Annotated in this window: 22 protein-coding genes; 16 read left to right on the top strand and 6 right to left on the bottom strand. The window is 29.8% G+C overall.

Annotated features, from left to right (window positions below):
• Window positions 1–16 precede the first annotated feature (16 nt).
• Genes OB7_RS02605 through murJ form a run of 6 tightly spaced genes read right to left on the bottom strand, consistent with a single transcriptional unit; the run spans window position 17 to window position 4,890 of the window.
• Window positions 17–898, bottom strand: a complete 882-nt coding sequence (locus OB7_RS02605) for an AEC family transporter (RefSeq protein WP_114702464.1) — start codon at window positions 896–898, stop codon at window positions 17–19.
• Entirely contained in the window at window positions 895–1,164 is a 270-nt protein-coding gene (locus tag OB7_RS02600) for a hypothetical protein (RefSeq protein WP_114702463.1), read from the bottom strand. Before OB7_RS02600 ends, OB7_RS02605 begins: the two co-directional genes overlap by 4 nt.
• On the bottom strand, window positions 1,157–1,849 hold the full coding sequence (gene rnc, locus OB7_RS02595) for a ribonuclease III (protein WP_114702462.1): 693 nt from the start codon (window positions 1,847–1,849) through the stop codon (window positions 1,157–1,159). Before rnc ends, OB7_RS02600 begins: the two co-directional genes overlap by 8 nt.
• Window positions 1,768–2,796 carry an adenine nucleotide alpha hydrolase family protein gene (locus OB7_RS02590; protein WP_114702461.1) on the bottom strand — a complete coding sequence of 343 codons (1,029 nt, stop codon included), beginning with the start codon at window positions 2,794–2,796 and terminating at the stop codon, window positions 1,768–1,770. The genes rnc and OB7_RS02590 overlap by 82 nt, the downstream gene beginning before the upstream one ends.
• 2 nt (window positions 2,797–2,798) lie before the next feature.
• A complete protein-coding gene (locus OB7_RS02585; RefSeq protein WP_012580437.1) occupies window positions 2,799–3,479 on the bottom strand; it encodes a biotin--[acetyl-CoA-carboxylase] ligase in 681 nt (226 codons plus the stop codon).
• Complete coding sequence (gene murJ / locus OB7_RS02580) at window positions 3,463–4,890, bottom strand: murein biosynthesis integral membrane protein MurJ (protein ID WP_114702460.1); 1,428 nt, start codon at window positions 4,888–4,890, stop codon at window positions 3,463–3,465. The genes OB7_RS02585 and murJ overlap by 17 nt, the downstream gene beginning before the upstream one ends.
• 109 nt (window positions 4,891–4,999) lie before the next feature.
• Between murJ and OB7_RS02575 the strand changes: the two genes are divergently transcribed.
• The 16 genes from OB7_RS02575 to der are packed head-to-tail and all read left to right on the top strand — an operon-like array spanning window position 5,000 to window position 25,369.
• A complete protein-coding gene (locus OB7_RS02575) occupies window positions 5,000–5,281 on the top strand; it encodes an RnfABCDGE type electron transport complex subunit B (RefSeq protein ID WP_114702459.1) in 282 nt (93 codons plus the stop codon).
• Complete coding sequence (gene dprA / locus OB7_RS02570; RefSeq protein ID WP_249030997.1) at window positions 5,244–6,086, top strand: DNA-processing protein DprA; 843 nt, start codon at window positions 5,244–5,246, stop codon at window positions 6,084–6,086. Before OB7_RS02575 ends, dprA begins: the two co-directional genes overlap by 38 nt.
• Complete coding sequence (panC, locus tag OB7_RS02565) at window positions 6,064–6,900, top strand: pantoate--beta-alanine ligase (RefSeq protein WP_114702458.1); 837 nt, start codon at window positions 6,064–6,066, stop codon at window positions 6,898–6,900. The genes dprA and panC overlap by 23 nt, the downstream gene beginning before the upstream one ends.
• Before the next feature lie 22 nt (window positions 6,901–6,922).
• Window positions 6,923–9,031, top strand: a complete 2,109-nt coding sequence (locus OB7_RS02560; RefSeq protein ID WP_114702457.1) for a TIM-barrel domain-containing protein — start codon at window positions 6,923–6,925, stop codon at window positions 9,029–9,031.
• 11 nt (window positions 9,032–9,042) lie between these two features.
• Window positions 9,043–11,136 carry a polyribonucleotide nucleotidyltransferase gene (locus OB7_RS02555; protein WP_114702456.1) on the top strand — a complete coding sequence of 698 codons (2,094 nt, stop codon included), beginning with the start codon at window positions 9,043–9,045 and terminating at the stop codon, window positions 11,134–11,136.
• A gap of 18 nt (window positions 11,137–11,154) precedes the next feature.
• Window positions 11,155–12,417, top strand: a complete 1,263-nt coding sequence (locus OB7_RS02550; protein ID WP_249030996.1) for a M16 family metallopeptidase — start codon at window positions 11,155–11,157, stop codon at window positions 12,415–12,417.
• Window positions 12,395–13,390 (top strand): HD-GYP domain-containing protein, encoded by a 996-nt coding sequence (locus tag OB7_RS02545; protein WP_114702454.1) that lies wholly within the window; start codon window positions 12,395–12,397, stop codon window positions 13,388–13,390. Before OB7_RS02550 ends, OB7_RS02545 begins: the two co-directional genes overlap by 23 nt.
• An 11-nt stretch (window positions 13,391–13,401) precedes the next feature.
• Complete coding sequence (gene hslU, locus OB7_RS02540) at window positions 13,402–14,781, top strand: ATP-dependent protease ATPase subunit HslU (RefSeq protein ID WP_114702453.1); 1,380 nt, start codon at window positions 13,402–13,404, stop codon at window positions 14,779–14,781.
• A gap of 13 nt (window positions 14,782–14,794) precedes the next feature.
• The gene (locus OB7_RS02535) at window positions 14,795–16,084 is read left to right on the top strand and encodes a carbohydrate ABC transporter permease (RefSeq protein WP_114702452.1); all 1,290 of its coding nucleotides are present in this window, start codon (window positions 14,795–14,797) and stop codon (window positions 16,082–16,084) included.
• A 10-nt stretch (window positions 16,085–16,094) separates the two neighbouring features.
• Window positions 16,095–18,251, top strand: a complete 2,157-nt coding sequence (locus OB7_RS09820) for an ABC transporter permease subunit (protein WP_170128439.1) — start codon at window positions 16,095–16,097, stop codon at window positions 18,249–18,251.
• A 16-nt stretch (window positions 18,252–18,267) separates the two neighbouring features.
• Window positions 18,268–18,918, top strand: coding sequence for a fructose-6-phosphate aldolase (fsa, locus tag OB7_RS02525; RefSeq protein ID WP_114702451.1), 651 nt, complete (start codon window positions 18,268–18,270; stop codon window positions 18,916–18,918).
• A 5-nt stretch (window positions 18,919–18,923) separates the two neighbouring features.
• Entirely contained in the window at window positions 18,924–20,669 is a 1,746-nt protein-coding gene (gene aspS, locus OB7_RS02520; RefSeq protein ID WP_114702450.1) for an aspartate--tRNA ligase, read from the top strand.
• On the top strand, window positions 20,662–20,994 hold the full coding sequence (locus tag OB7_RS02515) for an STAS domain-containing protein (protein ID WP_114702449.1): 333 nt from the start codon (window positions 20,662–20,664) through the stop codon (window positions 20,992–20,994). The genes aspS and OB7_RS02515 overlap by 8 nt, the downstream gene beginning before the upstream one ends.
• Window positions 20,995–21,004: 10 nt before the next feature.
• Entirely contained in the window at window positions 21,005–21,673 is a 669-nt protein-coding gene (gene cmk / locus OB7_RS02510) for a (d)CMP kinase (RefSeq protein ID WP_012580449.1), read from the top strand.
• The gene (locus OB7_RS02505; RefSeq protein ID WP_114702448.1) at window positions 21,646–24,081 is read left to right on the top strand and encodes a bifunctional 4-hydroxy-3-methylbut-2-enyl diphosphate reductase/30S ribosomal protein S1; all 2,436 of its coding nucleotides are present in this window, start codon (window positions 21,646–21,648) and stop codon (window positions 24,079–24,081) included. The genes cmk and OB7_RS02505 overlap by 28 nt, the downstream gene beginning before the upstream one ends.
• Window positions 24,050–25,369, top strand: coding sequence for a ribosome biogenesis GTPase Der (gene der / locus OB7_RS02500; protein ID WP_114702447.1), 1,320 nt, complete (start codon window positions 24,050–24,052; stop codon window positions 25,367–25,369). The genes OB7_RS02505 and der overlap by 32 nt, the downstream gene beginning before the upstream one ends.
• Window positions 25,370–25,390 lie beyond the last annotated feature (21 nt).

The following is a 25,390-nucleotide window of genomic DNA, read 5'->3' as shown; positions in this document are numbered from 1 at the left end:
TAGAAATAAAAGAATATTATAAAATTCTTTCTAAAACAATAATCCAAACAGGAATAGTAAATGCAGAAAGAAGAGTTGTAATGGCAACAGTAAGACTTATTTTAGAAGCATCACCAGTAATTGCATCAATTAATATAACACTGTTAATAGCTGTGGGCATAGCGCTTTCTAATACGAACACTCTTGCAAATTCATTATCCATTTTTGAAAGAAAAACGAAAATTAAGGCAAAAGCTGGATATAAAACCAATCTAATTATAGTTGAAAATATAACTGTATAAAAATTTACACTTTTAATCTTAATTTTCGATAGTGAAAGACCAGTAAATATTAAAAGAAATGGGATTGCAGAATTTTTAAGCATATTTATTGTTTCAATGAAGGGGACAGGAAGTTGTTTATAGCTAATACCAAAAATAGACAAAAGATAAGCAAAAGTTATCACATAAAGGTATGGTAACTTAAGTATGTTTTTTAAATTAATTTTTTCTCCAATAAAAGAAGGTAAAACAATTGAGGCAACAAGCATATTAATTACAGAATAAATAACACCATATGACATAGCTTTTTCTCCCCAAATAGAATACAAAATGGGATACCCAAGGTATCCCGTGTTAATGTATATACTATTTGTCAAAATTAAAAATCTATCCTTTTTAAAAGCAAATGATAAAATATAAAACAAAATAAATAGGAATAGTATTCCTAATCCGTAAGATTTAAGATATGATAATTTCGGAGGATAATCATTTATAAATGTAAATGACAAAACACTTGCCATTATCCATAAAGAAATTTTAGATATAATCTTTATATCGTAAGGAAAAATTCTACCAAAAATATACCCCACTATTATAATCAAAAATGGTGGTAAAATTGTTAAAAATGCATTGATCATTCTTTGTTTGAGCTCCAAATTGTATCATTTTTGTATTTTATTTCTTTAATTTCTTCTGGAAATACTATATTTCTTTCCTTAATTAGTTCTAATAACAAATCTTTTGGTAGTGATGTTTCAACCCAAAGTTCTTCGATTGTGACTTTCTCATATCCTTTGTTTGCAAAGTTCTGCAAAACTTTTGATAAAGCCTTTTCATATCTTTCCCAATTCATTTCATAATTATTTTCACTAAAATTAGATTTTTTTATATCCTTTTCACTCATGAAATTCCTCCTCCTTTAATTTTTCATAAGCAATTTTTGCTGCCAATTTTTCTGACTCTTTTTTTGAAAAGCCCTCAGCTTTTGAATAAATTTTACCATCTATATAAAGTGTTGTTATAAATTTATTTTTTTGTGATACAGTATCATATACTGGTAATTGTTTAAAACGGTCTTGGGTAATTTCTTGGAGTTTTGTTTTATAATCAAAAATTCTCTTTCCACTAAGAAAAATTTCTATATACCTTTTAAAAGTATCATGGAATACATTTTCTAAAACATTTAAATCTTTTTTGCAATCAACATAAATTGCCGCAACTAATGCTTCAACAACATCTGCAATTATAGATTTTTTGTATTTTCCGCCACTTTTTAACTCACCTTTTCCAAGAAAGATATAATTTTGTATTCCAATACCTATTCCAATTTCATATAATATATCTTCACTTGCTACTGCTGCTTTGATTTGTGCCATTGTACCTTCGTTTAAATTGATAAACTCTTGGTAAAGAATTGTACTAAGCAATAAATCAATAACTGCGTCTCCAAGGAATTCCAAACGTTCGTAAGATTTAACTTTATTCTCATGTGCGAATGATGTATGTGTTAAAGCAGTGAGCAAGAGTTCTTCATTTCTAAATCTGTACCCAAGTTTATTTTCAAGTTCCTCGGGTCGTAATCTTTCCATTCTTCCACCCCAACTACTTGTATTGTCCTTAATTTGTTATTTTTAGATTCCTTCCATATAACCTTGATTGGAACGGCAAATTCTGGTTGTAATTTCCCTACTTCTATCCAATACCTAGAGTTTTTGACTCTATAAATTGAAGGGTTTGCAATTACATGTAATATTAGTGGTTTTTTAGCTACTATTACTTCATCTATAACGTCAATATTTTCAATTTTTTTCTTTATTTCATTAATGTTATCAACCATAGGTTTAACATTAATGATTGCAATATTTTTAGAAAGTGGTCCTATAATTTTTACATTTGCAAGTTCAAGATTTTTGGGGACATTTTCAAGTAATATTTCATTAGCAAAATCAACTGCTTTTCCATGATAATCCAAATTTGTCATGATCTTTAAAAGATGTTTTAATTTACAACCTTCCCTTTTTGAATTTTCACCTATTCTCTCCAATTTAAATGAATAAAAATCCAAAATATTTTGGATTTCAGATTTATTTAAATCACCTAATGGCGCATATAAACCATTGAAAACTTTTAATCCTGTTTTTCCCCAGCTATCACTTTGATTTGAACCAGTTATAACTAATCTATCTTTTGCATATTTTTTTACAGTATTCATTTTTACAGTTTTGGTACACATGTTACATGAAGGTCCATTTTTCCATATTTCTTTTTGATATAATGATTCAAGAAATGTAATCTTTAATCCCATTTTTTCAGCAGACTTTTTAACAATTTCAATACTCCTTTTATATGTAAAAGGTCCATAAACAACGTTGGCTAGTTCAACATTTTCTGGTCCAAGTGCTTCTTTAGTAAGAAGAGCTGCCACTGTACTATCTAATCCTCCAGAAAATGCAATTACAACATTTTTATTACCATATTCTTTGACAACTTCTTTAATTTCATTTTTTATATTTTCCACTAATTTTTCTGTGCTCATTTTTATCCTCCTTCAAGTTCGTGTATACTCTTAATTTTCTTATTTAAACCATTCTTTTCTACAATCAAGTATTCAGAAGTAATCTTTTTTATTTTATAACCATTTATTATGTCATTTCTTTTAAAAATTAAGTTTTTCTTCCATGCTATGGTAAGCAGAAAAGGAAATAACCTAAAAAATTTATAATAAATATTAAATTTGTTTATAAATAAATTTAAAATTAAATTAATTTCAAATTTTTTTTCAGTAACTTTTGAAACAGAAGTGCCTTCAGGTGGAGTTTCATTATTTACATTCAATCCGATACCAACTACAATTGCCTGTACTTTTCCATTTTTGCTTATTATTTCTGTAAGTATACCCGAAAGTTTTTTTTCTTTAAAAAATATATCATTTGGCCACTTAATTTTAGCAGATATTTTCAAATTTTTCAAAATTGACAATAGTGTAATTGCTGAAAGCTTAGTGTAAAAATTAGGATATTTTAAGTTTTTCTTAAAAAGTATAGAAAACCATAATCCGCCCTCTTGTGAAATCCATACTCTTCCAAGTCTTCCCCTGCCTTGAGTTTGAACTTTTGCTAATACTATTGTTCCATTGTCGAGATTTTTATAATTCTCTTTCACATATGTGTTTGTACTATTTATTTTTTCAAAACAAATTAACTTACTTCTTTCTAGCATACAAAAACCTCCGTATTAAATCTCGATAGAATATACTGCTAAAAATTAAATAAACTAAAATTCCAATCAAAATTTGTATCAAGAACCAAAACTTATTATCTGTAAAATCAGTCAGATATATTACAAATAACATTATAAGACTATTTAATGATATCTTTAAAAAGTCTTTTATCGGAAAAGTCTTTACAGAAAATAATAAATATAAAACTCCTATAATACCTGCAATACTTGTAGCTAAAGCAACTCCATTTGGTCCATATTTTAGACCAAAAATTATATCTAAAATAATATTTGACAAAGATACTATAGTAGCTGCAATAAAAGGTGTTTTTGTGTTTTTTATAGCATGATAACTTCTAGAAATAGTTGAATAAATTCCATAAAAAGGTAATCCTAATGTATATGCGATTAAAATTTTAGATGTAATCATTGTGTCTTTAGAAGTAAATGCTCCATGTTCATAAAAAAATCTAATTATTGGAGTTGATAAAAAGATTAATCCTACCATAGATGGTATTGTAAAAAATAAGGTTGATTTTAATGCATCATTTAAATGGTAATTAAAATTTTTTCTGTCATTCGATATCTTTGATAAGACAACCGTAGAGACTGATACAGCAAAAAGGCCATATGGAAGTAAATAAAATCTAGAAGCGTACTGCAGGTATGAAATACTTCCTTTGTCGTAAAAGGATACAACATTCATATCAACAACAGTGTTTATTTGTGAAACTACCATAGTCATAAATGTAGGAAAAAATAATTTCAAAAAATGTGGAAAATGCTTTATCGTAAAATAATATTTATGTTTTATGATTGATTTTATAATACTAAAAAACATTAATATTGACCCAATTAAGAAACCTACCGTAGGTGAAATTATTCCATATTTTGTTGATAAAAATGTCCCTATTATTATTGTTATGTTAGATATACTTGGAGTCAATGCTGGCCAAAAAAATTTGTTATTCGTGTTTAAAATTGAATAAGAAATTGCCCACAAGAATATAAAGTATATTGAAGGTGACGTAATTAATAAAAGCTTTTTAGCCAATATCTTTGTTTCGTGTGAGCTGCCTGCTCCAAATAGGTTGATTATTAGATCTGGGAAAAAATAAGATAATATAACTAATGCCAAAATTATTAAAGAAAAGCCATTAATAACAGATGATAGAAATTTATCTTTTTCCTCTCCACTTTTTTCTGAATAAAGTGGTACGAATGCAGAAGACATAGCTCCTTCACCAAAAACTTTTCTAAGAAAAAAGGGAAACATGATGGCTATAAAGTATGCATCAAGTTCATATGAAACACCGAAATATTTTGCAAATAAAACATCTCTGAATAGTCCTAAAATTCTAGAGAAAAATGTTGCAATAGAAAAAAGAAGGCTACTAAAAAGTATTGACATATTTTTCCTCCCAACGTTTCCTTTCAAAAAAGTATTATAGCACTTCTATTAAAAATGGTCTATTTGTGGTAAAATATCATTGAAAAATAAGTTGCAGGAGGTGTTTTAGGTGGTTATTCTTTATTCAGCACTTGTTATGGGCGCCTTGGGATTAGGATTTGGGTTATTTCTTGCATTTAGCAATGAAAAGTTTAAGGTCGAAGTTGATCCAAGAATTGAAGAAATAACAAAAGTTCTTCCAGGGATTAACTGTGGTGCTTGTGGATATCCTGGCTGCGAAGGTTATGCTTCCGCTATTGTAAAAAAAGGTGATGCAATTGATAAATGTCTGCCTGGTAAAAAAATGGGAGTAATTGAAAGAATTAAAGAAATTTTGGAACAAAATAAATAAAAATATGACTAAAGTTGAAATAGCAAGTTTAAGTAGTCTTGGATACACAATTAATGAAATAAAAAATGGCTACATAAAAAGCCAAGATATTCAAAGAAAAAAGTTTATAGAAAGCAAACTAACAAGATGGCTGGAATTTTCAGGAAATGGTATTCTTACATTTTTTGATGATGAATATCCTGAGTATTTAAAAAACATTTGGAAGCCACCAGTTGTACTTTTTTATAAAGGAAACATTCATCTGCTAAAAAAAATTTGTTTTTCTGTAGTTGGGACTAGAAGCATGACAGCATATGGAAAAAGTATTACTGAAAAGTTTGTGAAAAAACTAAGTGAATTTTTCGTTATAGTAAGCGGAATGGCAATTGGGATTGATGCCGAGGCTCATAAAAATTCGAAACAGACAATTGCTGTGCTAGGATGTGGAGTTGATATTTGCTATCCAAAGCAAAATAAATATATATACGATAAAATATCTAAAGAGGGATGTCTAATTAGTGAATATTTGCCTTGGGAAAATCCAAAAAAACATTATTTCCCTCTTAGAAATAGGATCATAGCTGGGATTTCTGAAGGAGTTTTAATAGTTGAGTGCAAGAAAAAAAGTGGGACTATGATTACAGCTAATTATGCAATTGATTTTGGTAAAGACCTTTTTACTGTTCCGGGTAACATATTTTCCTTAAATTCTGAAGGACCAAATTTTTTAATAAAAAATGGTGCGTATCCTGTTACAGATCCTGATGAAATATTAGATTTCTATATGATGAGAGGTGTTATAAATGAAAGTAATAGAAAAAATTGAAGATATGAAGAAAATATCGAAGGAAATTCTCGAATCAAAAAAAACTATAGGTTTTGTTCCAACAATGGGTTTTTTACACGAAGGTCATCTATCGCTCGTAAAAGCTGCAAAAAGTGAAAATGATATAACAATAGTAAGTATTTTTGTTAACCCAACCCAGTTTGGCCCGAATGAGGATTATAACAATTATCCCAGAGATCTTGAAAGAGATCTCTCAATGTTAAAAGATATGGAAGTTGATTATGTTTTTGTGCCATCAGTTGAAGAAATGTATCCAGATTCTTTTTCAACATATGTTGAAGAAATAAAACTTTCGAGATTTTTGTGTGGTGCTTCAAGACCTGGCCACTTTAGAGGAGTTTGTACTGTTGTTACTAAGTTATTTAATATTGTAAAGCCTACAAGAGCCTACTTTGGTCAAAAAGATGCACAGCAATTTAGAGTTTTAAGAAGAATGGTAAGGGATTTAAACATGGATGTAGAGCTTGTTGAAATGCCTATTGTAAGAGAACCTGATGGACTTGCATTATCATCAAGAAATACTTATTTAAATGACGAAGAAAGAAAAGAAGCTGTTAGACTTTATAAATCATTATTGAAAGCTAAAGAATTAATAGAATCGGGAGAAAAAGATGTTGAAATTATTAAAAATGAAATGAAAAAGATTTTAACACATCCGTTGTTAAGAATAGATTATATTGAAATAGTAGATGAAGAAAATTTGGAGCCTGTAGAAAAAATAGATCGAAGAGTTATAATTGCAATTGCAGTATTTGTTGGAAGAGCAAGATTAATTGATAATATGATAATATAAATAAGACAAGGAGCTGGTACAATTGATTTATAAGCTTATTTACGGAAATCCTGATGTAGATAGTGAAGCCGTAATAAAAGAAAAAAGAGTTAAAATACTTCCAAAAAGCGAAAAATATAAAATTGAAAATATTTTCGAAGATATTTCTTTAAAAAAAGAAGGAGAATTTTTAGTATTAGAAAAGAAAATAGAAGAAGGAATGATTTTTGGATTTGGCGATAAAGTAGGACAATTTAATAGAAGAGGAAAGCAATATATATTCTGGAATACCGATAATTTTACTCACCATCCAGGTTCTGAACCTTTATATAAAAGTTTCCCGTTTTTTATTTTTGTAAATGAAAATAAAAAATATGGAATATTTACAGATTATCCGGGATATATGGAAATTGATTTGGATAGTGAAGGAAGAAACATAATAACATTTAAAATTAGAGGGGAAGGATTTACTCAGTATGTTATTTTAGAAGAAAAAATAGACAAATTATTAAAAAGTTATCTGTATTTAACTGGTAAAAATGTAGCTTTTCCCTTTTGGAGCCTTGGATATCAGCAAAGCAGATGGAGTTATTTTTCAAAAGAAGAAGTGTTAAATTTGGCAAAGACTTTTAGAGAAAAACAAATCCCCTGTGATGTTATATGGTTAGATATTGATTATATGGATAGTTTTAAATTATTTACATGGAATAAAGAAAAGTTCTCTGATCATAAAGAGATGCTAGAAGAATTGCATAAAATGGGATTTAAAGTATCTGCAATACTAGATCCGGGAGTTAAGGTTGAAGAAGGTTATAGAGTATTTGAAGAAGCAAAAGATAGATATTTTTTAAAAGACAATATGGGAAAAGATTTTGAAGGTGCAGTCTGGCCCGGTAGAGTTAGATTTCCTGATTTTACGAGCAAAAATGTCAGAAAATGGTGGTCGCAAAAAGTTAGAGAATTTGTAAAAGATGGTATTGATGGAATATGGAATGATATGAATGAAATTGCAATTTTTGGAACCGATGAAGATATAGCACATGCAAAAGAAAAATTGGAAAATTTAAAGTTAGAAGATGGAATAGGTGTTGCTGGGGCATTTGGAGAAATTGGTTCCATACCGAGGAAAGATAGAGGAAATGAAATTGTACATTTAAATGGTAAAAAACATTATAAACTAAGAAATGTATATGGTTTCAACATGATTCGTGCTACTCAGGAAGGATTTCCAAAAAATTACAGAAATATAAATATAACAAGAGCTGCATATTCAGGTGTGCAAAGGTTTGGCGGTGTCTGGACTGGTGACAACCATAGCTGGTGGGAACATATATTGCTTGAAATCCAAAGAATTATGTCTTTGAGTTTAGTTGGAGTTTTTAATACAGGTTTTGACGTAGGAGGATTTGGTGGAAACACATCTGCAGAACTAATGGTAAGGTTTATGCAATTAGGCTCTTTTATGCCACTATTTAGAAATCATTCTGCTATTGGAACGAGAAGGCAAGAACCTTGGACTTTTGACAAAAAGTATGAAAAAATACTAAAGAAGATAATTGAATATAGATATAGACTTATTCCTTATTTGTATAGTGAATATATGATAGGTATTTTAAAGGATATTCCATTAATAGCGCCTTTATTTTTGCATTTTGAAAAAGATAAAAAAACTTATCAGATTGATGATCAATTTATGGTTGGAAGAAGTATTATAGTTGCCCCAATCTATAAACCTGGAGCAAAAAGCCGTTTAGTTTATCTTCCAAAGAGATCTTATGATTTGAACAATAATAAATTCTTAAACAAAGGATGGCATGAGGTAAATGCAACATTAGAAGAGATACCGCATTTTGCGTTAGATGGTTCAATTATTTTAACGCAAGAATCAAAACAATATTTAGAAAATTCATATGACGATGAAATTTTTGGAAAAGTATTTGCTTATAGTGGTAAAGCAATAGGTTATTTTTATGAAGATGATGGAAAAACAAATAATTATAAAAAAGGAATGTATAACTTATACAAGTTTATTTATGAGCACGGTGAAATTAAAATGAAGAAAATACGTGAAGGATATAAACACAAAAAGCGCAATTTTTCTTTTGAAATATTTACAAAGACCAGTATAGAGAAGATAAATAAAGAATTTTAGGAGGTGTAATTATGCAATTTAGAGAATGGACCAAAGAATTATTTGGGCGAAAAATGATAGTTCAACATGGAAAAGTAGCTAAACAATCAGCTGGTTCCGTCTGGGTGCAATTTGGGGATAGTGTGGTACTTGCTACAGCAAATATTTCTGATAGAACTATAGAAGGAGTAGATTTTGTTCCTTTAACAGTTGAATATCAAGAAAAATTTTATGCTGCGGGGAAAATTCCTGGAGGATTTATTAAGAGAGAGGGGAAACCTTCTGAATCTGCAATACTTTCTGCAAGGTTAATTGATAGACCAATAAGGCCTCTATTTCCAAAATATTTAAGAAATGATGTTCAGTTAATTGTTACTGTATTATCTGTTGATGGTAATACTCCACCAGATGTAACTGGAATAATAGCTGCTTCACTTGCACTAAATGTTTCAAAGATTCCTTTTGAAGGTATTGTTGCAGGTGTAAGATTGGGATATGTAGATGGTAAATTTGTTGTTTTCCCAACTGAAGAACAGCTTGAAAAAAGTAGGCTAGATATTGTTGTTGCTGGAAGTAAAGATGCAATTACAATGGTAGAAGGTGAAGCAAAAGAAGTAACGGAAGAAGAGATGGTAAATGCATTAATGGTAGCACACGATGCTATCAAGCAGATAATTGAATTCGAAGAAGAAATTTTAAGTCAATTTGATGTGCAAAAAATGGAAATTGAAGAGCCAAAACCGAATGAAACATTAATAAGTAAATTTGAAGAAATGATCTCAGAAGAAGAATTAAGAGATAAACTCTTAATTAAAGAAAAGCTAGAAAGATCTGCAAAATTAAAGGAATATAGAGATCAAATACTTGAGAAGATATTTGAGGATATTGAGATGGAAGATGATGAAAAAATTTTACAAGAATCTTTATTGAAAGAGTATTTTGATGAGAGGACAAAAAAATTAATGAGAAAAATAATTATTGAAGAGGGAATTAGAGCAGATGGTAGAAAAGTTGATGAGATTAGACCTATTACTTGTGAAGTTGGAGTACTTCCAAGAACACATGGTTCGGCATTGTTTACTAGAGGTGAAACTCAGAGTTTAGGAATTGTAACCTTAGGTGCACCTATGGAAGAACAGATAGTGGACACAATAATGGAAGAGGGTACGAAAAGATTTATTTTACATTATAATTTTCCCCCATTTTCTGTTGGAGAAGTAAAACCATTAAGAGGTCCAGGAAGAAGGGAAATAGGCCACGGGCATCTAGCAGAAAGAGCTTTAAAAGCTGTAGTACCAAGTGAAGAAGAGTTTCCGTATGTTGTACGGGTTGTCTCAGAAATTCTCGAATCAAATGGTTCATCATCAATGGCTACGGTGTGTTCTGGCTCACTAGCATTAATGGATGCTGGTGTTCCTATAAGAACTCATGTAGCTGGTGTAGCTATGGGCCTTATAATAGAAGATGGGAAGGAAGTTGTTCTTACAGATATTCAAGGATTGGAAGATCATTGGGGAGATATGGACTTCAAAGTTGCTGGCACGAGGAATGGAATAACAGCTTTTCAAATGGATTGTAAAGTTGCAGGTGTTGGTGAGGAATTACTTAAAAGGGCTTTGCAACAAGCAAAAGAAGCACGTATGAAAATTCTAGATATCATGTTCAATACTATAGAAAAGCCTAGAGAATCACTATCACCTTATGCTCCATTAATTGTAACAATTGAAATAGATCCAATGAAAGTAGGAGAATTGATAGGTCCTGGAGGTAAAGTTATTAAATCTATCATTAAAGAATATGACGTAGAAATTTCAATTGATGATACTACTGGTAAGGTTTCAATTTATGGAAAAGATCAAAAAAAGGTTAATGAAGCGATAGAATATATTAAGACGATTACTAAAGATATTGAAGTAGGAGATGTGTTTGAAGGAAAAATTACAAGAATTGAACCTTATGGTATTTTTGTTGAATTAATGCCTGGAAAAATTGGGCTTGCGCATTCAAGTAAACTTGGTGAAGATTCTAAAAACTTTAAGGAAAAATATAAAATTGGTGATACTATAAAAGTTATTGTTGTTAATATAGATGAAAATGGAAGAATACAACTTGGGAAAACTAATTAATAGTTAATGGGTGATATGATGAAAAAGGTTGTATTAAGTAATGGATTAGAAGTATATTATTACAAAATTGATGGAATTAGGTCAGTAACAATAGCTTTCAATGTAGGAGTTGGTTCTGTATATGAACCAACCAATCTTCTTGGTATTTCTCACTTTATAGAACACCTTTCTTTTAGGGGAACAGAAAAATATTCTATGAAAGAACTAAAATTAACTGTTGAATCGGTTGGAGGGTTACTTAACGCATGGACGGATAAGGAAAATACTGTATACTACGCCAAGGTACCTTCATCAATGGCTTACGAAACTTTTGACGTGTTAAAAGAAATAGTTTTTCATCCGGTTTTCAAAAAAGAAGATTTGGAGCTTGAAAGAGAAATTATTTACCATGAATACCTATCAAATAAAGAAGAACCTTTAAATAATTTGTATGAATTAATGTTTCAAGAAGGAATAAATGGGCCTCACTCAAAACCTGTAATTGGCTTTGAAGAAACTATAAAATCAATAGGATTGGACGATATAAAAGAATTTCATGGAGAATTTTATAATCCATATAATGTAAAAGTGATAATAGTTGGTCATTTACCTGAAGAAATTTTTGGTAAAATTTTAGAAGAATTGGAGAAAATTAAAAGGCCTGGTGAAAGAACAATAAAACATAAGAGCATTATTAAGCATGGAATTATACGAAGAAAGATAATGAAAAATGCAAATCAAGTACATATCTTATATGTAACTGATGGTTTTTCATTACAAGAAACGGATAGATATGCAGCAATTGTCTTGAATACTATTTTAAGTAGTGGAATGAGCTCATATTTTTTTGAAGAAATAAGGGAAAAAGAAGGCCTTGTTTATGATATTTATACTTCAAATCTTGCGCATAAAAATTGGGGAATTTTTAATATTTATGCGGCGACTTCAATAGAAAAGGTTCAAAAATTTCATGAAAAGATGTTAAATTCAATTAATAATTTTAATTTAACTGATGAATTATTTGAGTACGGTATTAAAAGATTAATTGGAAAACTTGAACTTTCCACTGAAAATACTTCAACTTTGACGACGCTTATAATTGAATATATATCAAATGAAGTAGAACCAGAATTACCCAACGATATTGTTTCTAAGATAAAAAATATTACAAAAGACAACGTAAATAGCGTTTTTGAAAAATTATTTAGCTCTAAATGGTCATTGTTTTATGTAGCAAATGAAAATATTGATTATTTTGACAAACTTGGAGGGGTGAAATTTGATTATTTGGAAAAACGTTAATAAAGTAAAGCCAGGTGAAAAACTTGGCGAGGATGTTTATGATCCTTCCGGTTTTATTATCTTACTAAAAAAAGGTTCAATATTAAAAGAAGGGGATATTGTCCTTCTAAAAAGCAGAGGAGTAAATTCTCTTCCTATTTATGAAGAAGAAATATTTATTAGTAGCGAAGTAGAGCCAACAATTGATTACGAAAACTATCGAGCCCTCTCTGAGGAATTAGAAAATGCATTAAATGAAATTAAAAATGGTCAAATGAACATAAGTGCTATGGTAGAACAATCTGAAAATATTTTGAATGAGGTATTGAAAAAAATTGATGAAAAAATATTAAATTTGTTAAACAATGACTCAAAACCTCTTATAAGGCACTGTATAAATGTAGCTGTAATTTCCTCAATAATTGGGATAAATTTAGGTTTTGACCGCGAATTACTAACAAAGCTAGTTATTTCTTCATTTTTGCATGACTTATCACATGACAAACCGATTCGTGATGTGATAAACTACTATGATACTCACCCAATAAAATCAGCAGCGTTAATAAAGAATTACTTTGAAACAAATAATGATATACTTCTTGGCGTTTTACATCATCATGAAAGATACGATGGAAAAGGATTTCCAAGAGGTTTAAAGGAAAGTTCGATACCAATTTTCTCTAGAATTATTGCTGTAGCAGATGCTTATGACACTTTGATTAGTAAAGATTTTCCAGGCGATGCTTTAACTCCTTACGAAGCTTTGAAATTTATAATTATTAATTCTGGAAAATACTTTGACCCTCAAATTGTTTCAAAATTTGTCCATTATGTTGGAATTTATCCAACTGGTACAATTGTTGAACTTAGTGATGGTAGAAAGGGTGTTGTTCTTAAAGTATCTAATGGTGTGTTTCCCATTGTAAAGGTAGAAAATAGGGAAATTGACATAAAAAAAGAAAAAATATCAATAAAAAGAATATTAAAAGAATAGGAGGAACAAATATGAGTGATTTTGACAAATTAACACCTAAACAAATTGTTGAAGAACTAGATAAATATATTGTTGGACAAAGCAAAGCTAAAAAAGCTGTAGCTATCGCTATTAGAAACAGAATTAGAAGACAAAAATTATCAGACGAATGGAAAAAAGAAATTACTCCAAAAAACATATTGATGATAGGGCCAACTGGTGTTGGTAAAACTGAAATTGCCAGAAGACTTGCACAACTGTCTGGCTCTCCATTTTTGAAGGTAGAGGCAACAAGATTTACTGAAGTTGGATATGTCGGAAAGAATGTTGATTCAATGATAAGAGAGCTGGTTGAGATAGCTGTTAATATGGTTAAGCAACAAAAAATGAAAGAAGTTGAAGAAAAAGCAAAGTTAAATGTTGAAGAGAGAATTTTAGATGCATTGGTTCCTTTGAAAAAGAAAACACAAATTCCGTTTGCAAATATTTTTGGAATGCAGATGGAAAAGCCACAACAAACTGATGATTATTCAGAAAATTTAAGGAAAAGAGAAGAGTTAAGAAGAAGATTACGTTCTGGAGAACTTGATAATGAAGAAATTGAAATTGAGATTGAAACCTCAAATTCGCCAATTGGTTTTATTGGACTTCCAGAAATGGAAGACATTGGTATGGATTTATCCAATGTCATTGGAAATATTTTCCCAAAACAAAAAAAGAGAAGGAGAATGAAAATTTCTGAAGCAAAAAAAGTTTTGCTTCCTATAGAAGAAGAAAAATTAATTGATATGGACGAAACAATCCAAACAGCTCTTGAACTTGCACAGAATAGAGGAATTATATTTATAGATGAGATGGATAAAATAGCAGCAAAAACAGGGAGTAGTGGGCAAGACGTTTCAAGGCAGGGAGTTCAAAGAGATTTATTACCAATTGTTGAAGGAACTACAATAACAACTAAATACGGTCCAGTAAAAACAGATTATATATTATTTATAGCAGCTGGGGCATTTCACGTCTCAAAACCTTCAGATCTTATTCCAGAACTTCAAGGTAGATTCCCAATAAGAGTCGAACTTGAGCCTCTTAAAGAAGAAGATTTTGTAAGAATACTAGTTGAACCTGAAAATGCTCTTACGAAACAATATCAAGCGCTATTATATACTGAAAACGTACAATTAGAATTTACAGATGATGGAATAAAAGAGCTTGCAAGAGTTTCTTACAAATTAAATCAAAAACTTGAAAATATTGGAGCCAGAAGACTTTATACAGTGCTTGAAAAAGTCTTAGAAGATGTATTGTTTGAAGCACCAGAAATAGAAGAAAAAGTTATTGTAGATGCTTATTATGTAACAAAGAAATTAAAGGGAATAATTGAAGATGAAGATTTAACTTCATATATTCTGTAGGAGGGGAAATTAAGTGAAAACTGCTACAAAGAAAAAGCTTAAAGAATCTTTACTTGCTTATTTGTTTTTATTACCATCTCTTATAGTTCTAGGAATATTCGTTTTCTGGCCAGTCGGTTTTTCCTTTGTTTTGAGCTTTTTTAAATGGGACTTTAGAAATATGAATGCCCCTTACTTTAATGGTCTTGATAACTATTTAAGCATTTTTGAGTTTGACTATCCTCCAAAATATTCATTTTTTGAGTGCTTTATTTTTTCAATTGGTTACATCTTTATTGCTATATTGATTGTCGTTACCTTTTACACATTAATAACAGTATTTAGTAAAAAAAAGAACATTCTTTTACTTTTACTAAATGTCATTCCGATTATATTAATTCCATTTTTTAAAAATATGAATTTTTATCTCATGATTTTCTTTGACATTGTAATTTTTATTTTGGTATTTTACAACTTTAAAAACAGAGAACAAATGAGACTTTACAGAAACTATACGTGGTTAAATGTGGCTGCTATTATTTTTACTTATGTTATGATAGAAGCAAGTAAGTTTAACGAAAATGGTTTATTAAACTTCTTTATGGACGCTAAAGACAAAAATTTATTTGTTAAAGCGTTAGTTAATACTTTTTATTATGTAATTTTAACCGTTCCTATTACTCTTGCAATATCACTTTTCCTTGCGGTTCTTTTAAACTCTAATATAAGATTTAAAGTGTTTTTCAGAACAAGTTATTTTATTCCTTTTGTTACTTCTGTTGTTGCTGTATCACTAGTGTGGAAATGGATTTTTAATGATGAATTTGGTCTTTTAAATTATTTCCTATCATGGTTTGGTATAGAGCCAATAAGGTGGCTTAAAGATGAAAAGTGGACAATTCCAACAATTGCCATTGTTTCTATATGGAAACAAATTGGATACGATGCAATTATTTTTCTTGCGGGTCTACAAAATATTGATCAATTTTATTATGAAGCTGCAGAAGTTGATGGCGCAAATTCATGGCATAAATTTTCAAAAATTACTTGGCCTCTACTTTCACCAACAACGTTTTTCTTATTAATAGTTTCGATGATTGGAGCATTTAAAGTTTTTGCACAAGTTTATGTTCTTTATGATGGTTTACCAGGCCCATATAATAACAGCGGTATGACAATGGTATATTATGTTTTTGACCTTTTCTACAGGCAACAAAGAATGGGAATTGCAAGTGCCGCTGCATATCTTTTGTTTGGCATAATTTTAATATTCACAGCTATTCAATATAAAGTTGGAAATAAAGTCGTAGAATACGTATCGTGAGGTGAAAGTGATGAAGAAATTGATTATCTACCTATTACTATCAATTGGTTTTGTTGTTATGATTATGCCTTTTGCATGGATGATTGTTACTTCTTTTAAACTCCCAAGTGAAGTTCAACAATGGCCCCCTAAATGGTTTTCAAAAAATTTCTTTTCTACAAGACAAGTAAAAGTTGAAACAAAAATTGGAGCTTTAAGAACATTGAAAGGCATAAGCTTAAGTGAGGCTCTAAGTTTTACATCATCAAAAGATGATGATCAAAATGTTCTAAATATATCAGTTGAAGATGATCCTTTTTATAGAGGTAAAATGATATTAGATATAACTGGATATGATTATATTGAAAAGGCTTCTATGGATAATTTTAGTAAGTGGCTCAAATCTTTGAAATTTCCACAGCAATTTTCAACTGAGTCTCCAGAAAAGTTCTTTGAAGAAGTTTTTCTCTTTTACAATAGCGGAAATTCTCCTTATTTTAAAAGATTAAACTACATTTCAAATCTTGAAACAAAAATTAACAATGCAATATCTGGAATAGAATTAGTAAGTAAATTTGTGGAAAGAAGAGTATCAGATAAGAGCGAACAAACAAGATTTAAAGATTTTCTAAATAAAGCTAAAGAAAGTCTTATTACTTTAAGAGAAGATATATTAAAATACAAAGCAGGTAAATCTTTAGTATTAACTAATGATGAAATTAACGAGCTTTATAAACTATTAGATTCTATAAATCTAGTCTATAGTGGTAAAAATGAATTAACAAATATTTTCAACACAAAGGTTGTAAATGTCATTTTACAAGAAAAGGATTACATTAAATTTTATTTAGAGGTATATAGATACTTTAAGCAATTACAAATTAAAAGAGTTGATAAGCCAATTATTGCAAAAGTTATGACAAAAAATGAACGAATAGCATTATTAAAAGAAAATTTAAAGAGATTACCTGAGTCAGAAATTTTAAACAATCTAATTGCCTCAGAAGATTTTGATAATCTACCTGAAAAGTTTTCTAAAAAGATTGACGACTATTTTTTAAATGAATATAAGATTGAGACATCATTTTTGAATAATTTAAAAAGTTTAATTGTTACATATAAAAATCTTTTAATTGAAGAAGGAATCGATTATGAACAAATTTTAAAGAATGGAAGTTTTGATGATTTGCTAGATATTTCTGATAAAATATTAAGTGATAGTAGTTCATATAAAATATTAAAAGCAAAAATTGGAAGTATTTCTGGTGAGTTAGAAAATTATAAAAGATTTTTGAAAGAGTTAATTCTGCTTACTGATCAGCTTGACTTAGTAAGAAAGGTTTATAATAATTCAATGAATTCATGGATGATTATTGATGCTCCAGAATTTGTTAAAGCAGTTAGAGTAAGAAATGGTGAAGTTATAGAAATTGAGTTGAATGGAATTGCACCTATTTATCTAAGCGATGACAATTTATCAACAATAAATCTTTCATTTACATTTGGTGAAATAATAAAGAATATATTCCAAAATTATGTTGATGCATGGAAAGCTGCGCCTTTTGGTCAGTATTATATTAATACAGTTTTTGTTGCGACGGCAACAACAGTATTAGAAGTAATATTAGCATCTATGGCTGCTTATGCATTTTCTTGGATGAATTTTCCTGGGAAAAATGCTTTGTTTGGTTTGTTCTTAGCAACAATGATGGTACCTGGTGAGGTTTTATTAGTGCCAAACTTTATAACAATTTCAAAATTTGGTTGGATTGATACATACTATTCGTTAATTATTCCTTGGATTGTTAGTGTTTTTGCTATATTCTTAATGAGACAACACTTTTTATCAATTCCAAAAGAACTATTTGATGCTTCGAAAATAGATGGTTGTTCACACTGGAGATTTTTATGGCAAATAGTTGTACCATTGAGTAAACCAGTAATAATAACTGGAGCACTTTTGAAATTTGTGGGAAGTTGGAATAGTTTCTTGTGGGTTTTAATTGTAACAAATTCTGACAAATATAGAACATTACCCGTAGGTCTTCAAAACTTTAGTTCAGATGTTGGGACATTATATAACCAGTTAATGGCAGCTGCGACATTTTCAGTACTTCCAGTGATCATACTATTTTTATTCACACAAAAATATTTCATTAAAGGAATTGCAAGAACTGGTTTAAAGTAATCAAGGAGGGGGTCATATGAAAATATTTCTTGATACCGCTAATTTGGATGAAATAAGGCGTGGTGTTGAATGGGGAGTAGTAGATGGAGTAACTACAAATCCAACATTAATCTCTAAAGAAGGAAAACCTTTTGAAGAAACAATTAAAGAAATTTGTAATATTGTACAAGGCCCCGTCTCAGCTGAAGTTATTTCCTTAAACTTTGAAGGAATGATAGATGAAGCAAGAAATCTTGCAAAAATTGATGAAAACATTGTAATTAAAATTCCTATGACTCCTGATGGAATAAAAGCTGTAAAAGTGCTTTCAAAAGAAGGAATTAAAACTAATGTTACGTTAATATTTAGTCCCAACCAGGCTTTACTTGCAGCAAAGGCTGGTGCAACGTATGTTAGCCCTTTTGTAGGGAGAGTTGATGATCTAGCAAATGATGGACTCAAAATTGTAGAAGAAATAATGCAAATATATGAAAATTACGGTTTTGAGACTGAGGTTATAGTAGCAAGTGTTAGACATCCAATGCATGTATTAGAAGCAGCACTTATTGGTGCTGATATTGCAACAGTCCCATTTAATGTTCTAGAAAAAATGTTTAAACATCCAATGACTGATATCGGTATAGAAAGATTTTTAAAAGATTGGGAAAAATATAAAACGGGAAGGTGAGTATTTTGTACAGAACTCATACTTGTGGGGAATTAAACATTAAAGATGTTGGAAAAAAAGTTGTTTTATCAGGCTGGGTTGATAGAATACGAGATTTAGGAGGGATAAAATTTATAATTTTGAGAGATAGATATGGTGTAACTCAGATAGTTGTAAATCCGGAATCGCCAGCTTATGAAATTTCACAGAAAATAGGAAGAGAATGGGTAATACAAATTGAAGGAACAGTTTCTGAAAGGCCTGAAAGTACAAAAACAGAAACTCAAACTGGTGAAATTGAAGTAATTGTAGAGAAAATAAATGTTTTATCAAAAGCAGAATTACCACCATTCTATCCAGGAGATAAGGTGTCAGAAGATTTAAGGTTGAAGTATAGATATCTAGATTTAAGAGATAAAAACATGAATAAAAATCTTATTATTAGGCATAAAATGGCACAAGCTGCTAGAGAATTTTTGAATAAACATGGATTTTTGGAAATTGAAACGCCTTATCTAACAAAGAGTACTCCTGAAGGTGCAAGAGATTTTCTTGTTCCTTCAAGGTTACAAAAAGGAAAATTTTATGCTCTTCCACAATCACCTCAACTATTTAAACAGCTTTTAATGGTTTCTGGATTTGACAAGTATTATCAATTTGCAAGGTGTTTTAGAGACGAGGATTTGCGTGCCGATAGGCAACCTGAATTTACTCAAATAGATATTGAAATGTCTTTTGTGGAAATGGAAGATGTTATAAATTTAATGGAAAACTTTGTTAGGTATGTTTACAGCTCTGTTGGAATTAAACTTCCTGAAAAATTTGATAGAATTACCTATGATGAAGCAATGGAAATATATGGTAGTGACAAGCCAGATAGAAGGTTTGGTATGGAATTGAAAGATTTAACAAATTACTTTAAAGACACTGATTTTAAGATTATTAAAAATGTTATAAACAATGGGGGTTCAATAAAAGGTTTTATTACCCAAATTCCTATTAGTAGAAAGATTGCTTCTGAATTAGAAAGCTACGTTAAAGAATTCGGACTTGGTGGTTTGCTATGGTTCAAGCTTGAAAATGGAGAAATTTCTTCGCCAACTAATAAATTCCTTGGCGGATCATATGAGAATATTTCAAAGGATTATAATCTCAAAGATGGAGATGTGGTTCTTTTAGCAGCTCATACAAATAGAGAGCAGTTAAATACCGCACTTGGAGCGTTGAGATTAAGAATTGCAAAAGAATATTTTAAGAATTTGGAAGAAGGTTTTGATGCATTATGGGTAGTTGATTTTCCATTTCTTGAATGGAATGAAGAAGAAAAAAGATATGTAGCTCGCCATCATCCATTTACAATGCCTAAAAACATTGATTCAAAACCTGAAGACATAAAGGCATATGCATATGATATGATATTAAATGGAAATGAAATTGGTGGAGGTAGTATAAGAATACACAGCTCTGAAATTCAAAGAAAAGTTTTTGAAATAATTGGGCTAACTAATAAAGAAGCAGAAGAAAAATTTGGTTTCCTATTAGAAGCTCTAAAGTATGGTGCGCCTCCTCATGGAGGAATAGCATTTGGTTTTGATAGAATGGTTTCAATTGCTTTAAGAACCTCTTCTATTAGAGATGTAATAGCTTTTCCAAAAACTACGAGTGGAACTTGTCAGCTAACAGGTGCGCCATCAAGTGTAGATAAAAGTCAACTAGAAGAGTTATCAATAAAATTATTTGATATTAAAGAAGGAGGGGATGAAAATGAATAACACTAAAGTAGAATTCATTGAAAAAGACCAATACACAATTGCAAAAGTTACAGGTGATATTGATGCATATCATTCAGCAGATGTAAAAAAAGATATTAGGGAAAAAATGTTAGCAACTGAAAAAGGTAAATTTGTAATTGATCTTTCAGAAGTAAATTATATAGACAGTGCAGGTCTTGGAAGTTTAGTTGCAATATTAAAAGATGCTAGATTAAACAATAAAGAATTAGCTTTATTGTCTCCAAAACAATCAGTTATGAGAGTATTTGAAATGACTAGGTTAGATAAAGTATTTCATATTATTTCATCATTAGAAGAGTTATAGGTGATAGATTATGCCTTGTAGAATAGCAATAGATGGACCTGCGGGTTCTGGTAAAACTACTGTTGCAAAAATTCTTGCCGATAAGTTGGGAATCTATTATCTTGATACAGGTGCGATGTATAGAATAATTGGGCTTTATCTTGATAAAAAAGGAGTTGAAAATGATTCAGATATTGAAAGAGAACTATCGACAATAAAATTAGAATTTATAAATGGAGATTTTTATATTAATGGTAAAAGAGTTGGAGATGAAATAAGGACCCCTTACGCTGGAATTTGTGCTTCAAAATATGCAAAAAAGGCTATTGTTCGTGAATTTCTAACTAGGATACAACAAAAAATATCTAAAAATGAAAATATTGTAGTAGAAGGCCGTGATATTGGAACGGTAGTAATTCCTGATGCTGAAGTTAAGATTTTTCTAGTAGCTTCTGCAGAGGAGCGTGCAAAAAGAAGATATAAAGAACTATTAGATAAAGGTGTTAAAGTTTCATATGAAGAAGTTTTGAATGAGATCATTTTAAGAGATAAACAGGACACTGAGAGAGAAATTGCCCCTTTAAGACAGCCAGATGATGCTGTTTTAATAGATTCAACTAAATATACGATAGAGGAAGTTATTAATAAAATTTTAGAGGTGGTACTAGAAAAATGCAAATTAAAATTGCAAAAGGAATAGGTTTTTGTTTTGGAGTAGAAAAAGCTGTAAATGTTACAAAAGAATTGTTGAAATCCGGTAAAAACGTTTTTACAGATGACGATATAGTTCATAATAAACAAGTAATGGAAGAACTTGAAAGATTAGGCTTATCATATGATAATGGCGATATATATCTTATTAGAGCACACGGCCTTCCAAAAGAGAAAATTGAAAAAATAAAAAAAGAACATAGAGTGGTAGATTTAACTTGTAATATAGTTTATAATTTATTTAAAACTGTTGAAGAATATGAAAATAAAGGATATCAAGTTGTTGTGTATGGAAAAATTACTCATCCAGAGATGATTGCCCTAAAAAGCTATTCGAAAAATGCAATTATTACTATGGAACCTCTTGTTGTAAAAAGTGATAAGATTTTTGTAGCTAGCCAAACCACAATGTCATACAAGGATTTTGAAAATTTTTATAATAAATTAAAAGATATCTCGATTTATAATGAATTTAAAGTGTTTAATAGCATTTGTAATATCACTCACAACAGAGAGATAGAAGTGGAGAAACTTTCAAAAGAAGTAGACCTGATGATAGTAGTTGGTGGAAAACATAGTTCAAATACTAGAAAATTATTCAATATTGCATCACAACATACAAAAGCTATACATATTGAAACTATTGATGAAATAAAGGAAATACCCAAGGGGGTCGATAGTGTTGGTATTATAAGTGGAACTTCTACACCAAAAGAAATAGTTGAAGAAATTGCTGCTGGATTAAAAAAGCTAGGAGGGATGCTGCAAATGGAAAACAATTTTGAAAAATTATTAGATTCTTATTTATTTGATAATGTAAGAAAAGGAGAGATAGTTGAAGCAGTAGTTTTAAGAAAAGGAGAATCAGAAATATTTGTAGATTTTGGATGGAAAAGTGAAGGAGTAGTAACTTCGGACGAATTAGTTAAAGATGTAAAAGATTATAAGATTGGTGAAAAACTTTCTCTAATACTTTTAAGAAAAAACGATGATGAAGGTATTGCATATTTATCAGAAAAAATTGTATATTCGAAAAAATTGAAAGAAATATTAAAAGAAAAATTTGAAAAAGGAGAAAAAATAATTGGTAAAGTTAATTCTGAAATAAAAGGTGGTTATAAAGTACTAATAGAAAATACAATTCAAGCTTTTCTTCCAAAAAGTGAATCAATGATATTTGATGGAAACATTCCAAAAAGTCCTTTGGAATTTAAAATTATAAAATTTGAAGAAAGAGGCAAAAGATTAAATATTATTCTTTCTAGAAAGGCATTTATAAACGAGCAAAAAGAAAAATTCTTTAATGAAAGAAAAGAAGGAGACATAATAGAAGGAATTGTCAAAAAAATTGAAAAGTTTGGGGCTTTTGTTAGAATTTTTGAAGGGATAGATGGATTGCTTCCAAATTCTGAGGTTTCATATGATACATCTTTGAAAGTAGAAGACGTGCTAAGCGAAGGACAATCAGTAAAATTATATATTAAAAAAATAGATAAAGAAAATAGAAAAATTCTATTGAGCTTAAAAGAATTAATGCCTGATCCATGGCAAAATGTAACGAAAAAATACAAAGTTGGAGATATTGTAAGTGGGAAAGTAAAAAATATACTTTCGTATGGTTTTTATGTCAATTTAGAGCCAGGAGTTGATGGACTTGTACATATTGATGATATTTTTTGGGGCAGAAGGGGAAAAATTAGTGATATAGTCTCAGTTGGAGATATAGTTAAGGTAATGATTAAAGAAATAGATCCAAACAATAAAAAGATGAGATTAAGTTACAAGGAAGTTGAAGGAGATCCATGGGAAAATATTGAAGAAAAGTATCCAGTAGGAAATACTATAACAGGAACTGTAAGTTTCATACTTGATAAAGGAGTGATCGTTGAAATTGAAAGAGGAATTAGTGGTTTTTGCCCAATCTCAGAAATTTCATGGAATTATATCTCTTCTGTAAAGGATGTTTTAAATGAAGGCCAAAAAGTCAAGGCTGTTATTACAGAACTTGATAAAGAAAACAGAAAAATGAGGTTGAGCATCAAAAGAGTACAAGAAAATCCTTGGAAAAAATTTAAAGTCAATCATAAAATTGGTGATATAGTTGCAGTAAAAGTTATAAAGGAATTAAAATCAGGTTATGTTGGCGCGTGTGAAAATGTTGAAATTTATTTACCAAAATCTCATGTTTTGAAAGAAATAACTTTAGGTGATGAATTAAAGGTAAAGATTATACAAATTAAAGAAGACGGTGAAATATTGAGAATTACTGCAAGTGAAAAAGAACTTGAAAATGAGAAAGTTATTGATAGTCTAAAAGAAGAATTTGAGAATGAAAGATACACAACAATTGAAAGGAAGGTAGACAATGCCAACAGTATTGATAGTGGGCAAGAGTAATGTTGGAAAGTCCACTCTTTTTAATAAACTCATAGGTTATAAAAAGTCAATAGTAGATGATAAAGAAGGTGTTACACGAGATGCGGTAAGTGGCCGCGTCTCGTATTATAGCAAAACATTTAATATAGTGGATACTGGTGGAATATTTGAAAACCCTGAAGATGATATAATAAACAAATCAAAAGATTTAACACTGAAAATGTTAAATGAAGCAGATTTAATTCTTTTTGTTATTGATGCAAGGAATGGTATAACATCTGAAGATTATTATCTTGCTGAAATAATAAGAAAGTCTAATAATGATGTAATTTTAGTATCTAATAAATCTGAAAGTGTAAGACGTGTTCAAAATAATTTACCTGATATTTATAAGTTAGGATTTGGTGATCCAATTTTTGTTTCAGCAGAGCAGGGAAAGAACATTGACACGTTAATTGAAAGAATAGTAAATGTACTTGAAAGCAAAGGACTATCACTAGAAGAAAATCTTAAAGAAGAAAGCCAACCCATTATCCGGGTTACATTTATTGGTAGACCAAATGCTGGGAAATCAACACTATTTAATTCCATATTGAATAAAGAAAGAGTTTTGGTAACACCTATACCTGGAACCACAAGAGATTCGGTTGATGAACTAGTAACCATTAATGGAAGAAAATACTTATTTGTTGATACTGCAGGTTTAAGAAGAAAAAGTAAAGTTGATTATAAAAGCTTAGACATGTATAGTAATGTGCGTTCAATAAAAAGTATAGAAAATTCTGATGTTGTAGTAATTTTAATTGATGCTATAGAAGGTATTACGCATCAGGATCAAAGAATTGCTGGAATTGCAGAAAACAGAGGCAAGGCAACTATAGTAGCCTTTAATAAGATTGACTTGATAAAAAACTTCAAATATAAGAAAGAAGAATTTATAGAACAATTTAATGAAAAACTTTATTTCATTAATTATAGCCCATTAATTTTTTTAAGTGCAATTAATAAGCAAGGAATTGATAATCTTATAAATGTAATTGATGAAGCATACAAGTCTCTTCATTACAGGGTTCAAACAAGTGCAGTTAATTCAGCAATACAAAGAATGATGGCGTTTACACCACCGCCAAAAGGTCTTAAGATTTTGTATGGAACCCAAGTTGATATACGTCCACCAACCTTTTTGTTTTTCACTAATGGTAAAAAAGTGCCGGAATTTTATCAAAACCATATAAGAAAAACTATTAGAGAAAATATTTATCCATTTGTTGGGGCTCCAATATTCTTAAAATTTAAATCGAGGCATTAAAAATTTTGGGAGGAGGGGGAT

It is taken from the genome of Thermosipho africanus Ob7 (assembly GCF_003351105.1).
Taxonomy (GTDB): Bacteria; Thermotogota; Thermotogae; order Thermotogales; family Fervidobacteriaceae; genus Thermosipho; species Thermosipho africanus.
Note: the sequence above shows the minus strand (reverse complement) of the source record. Positions and strands in the feature narration are given on the sequence as shown.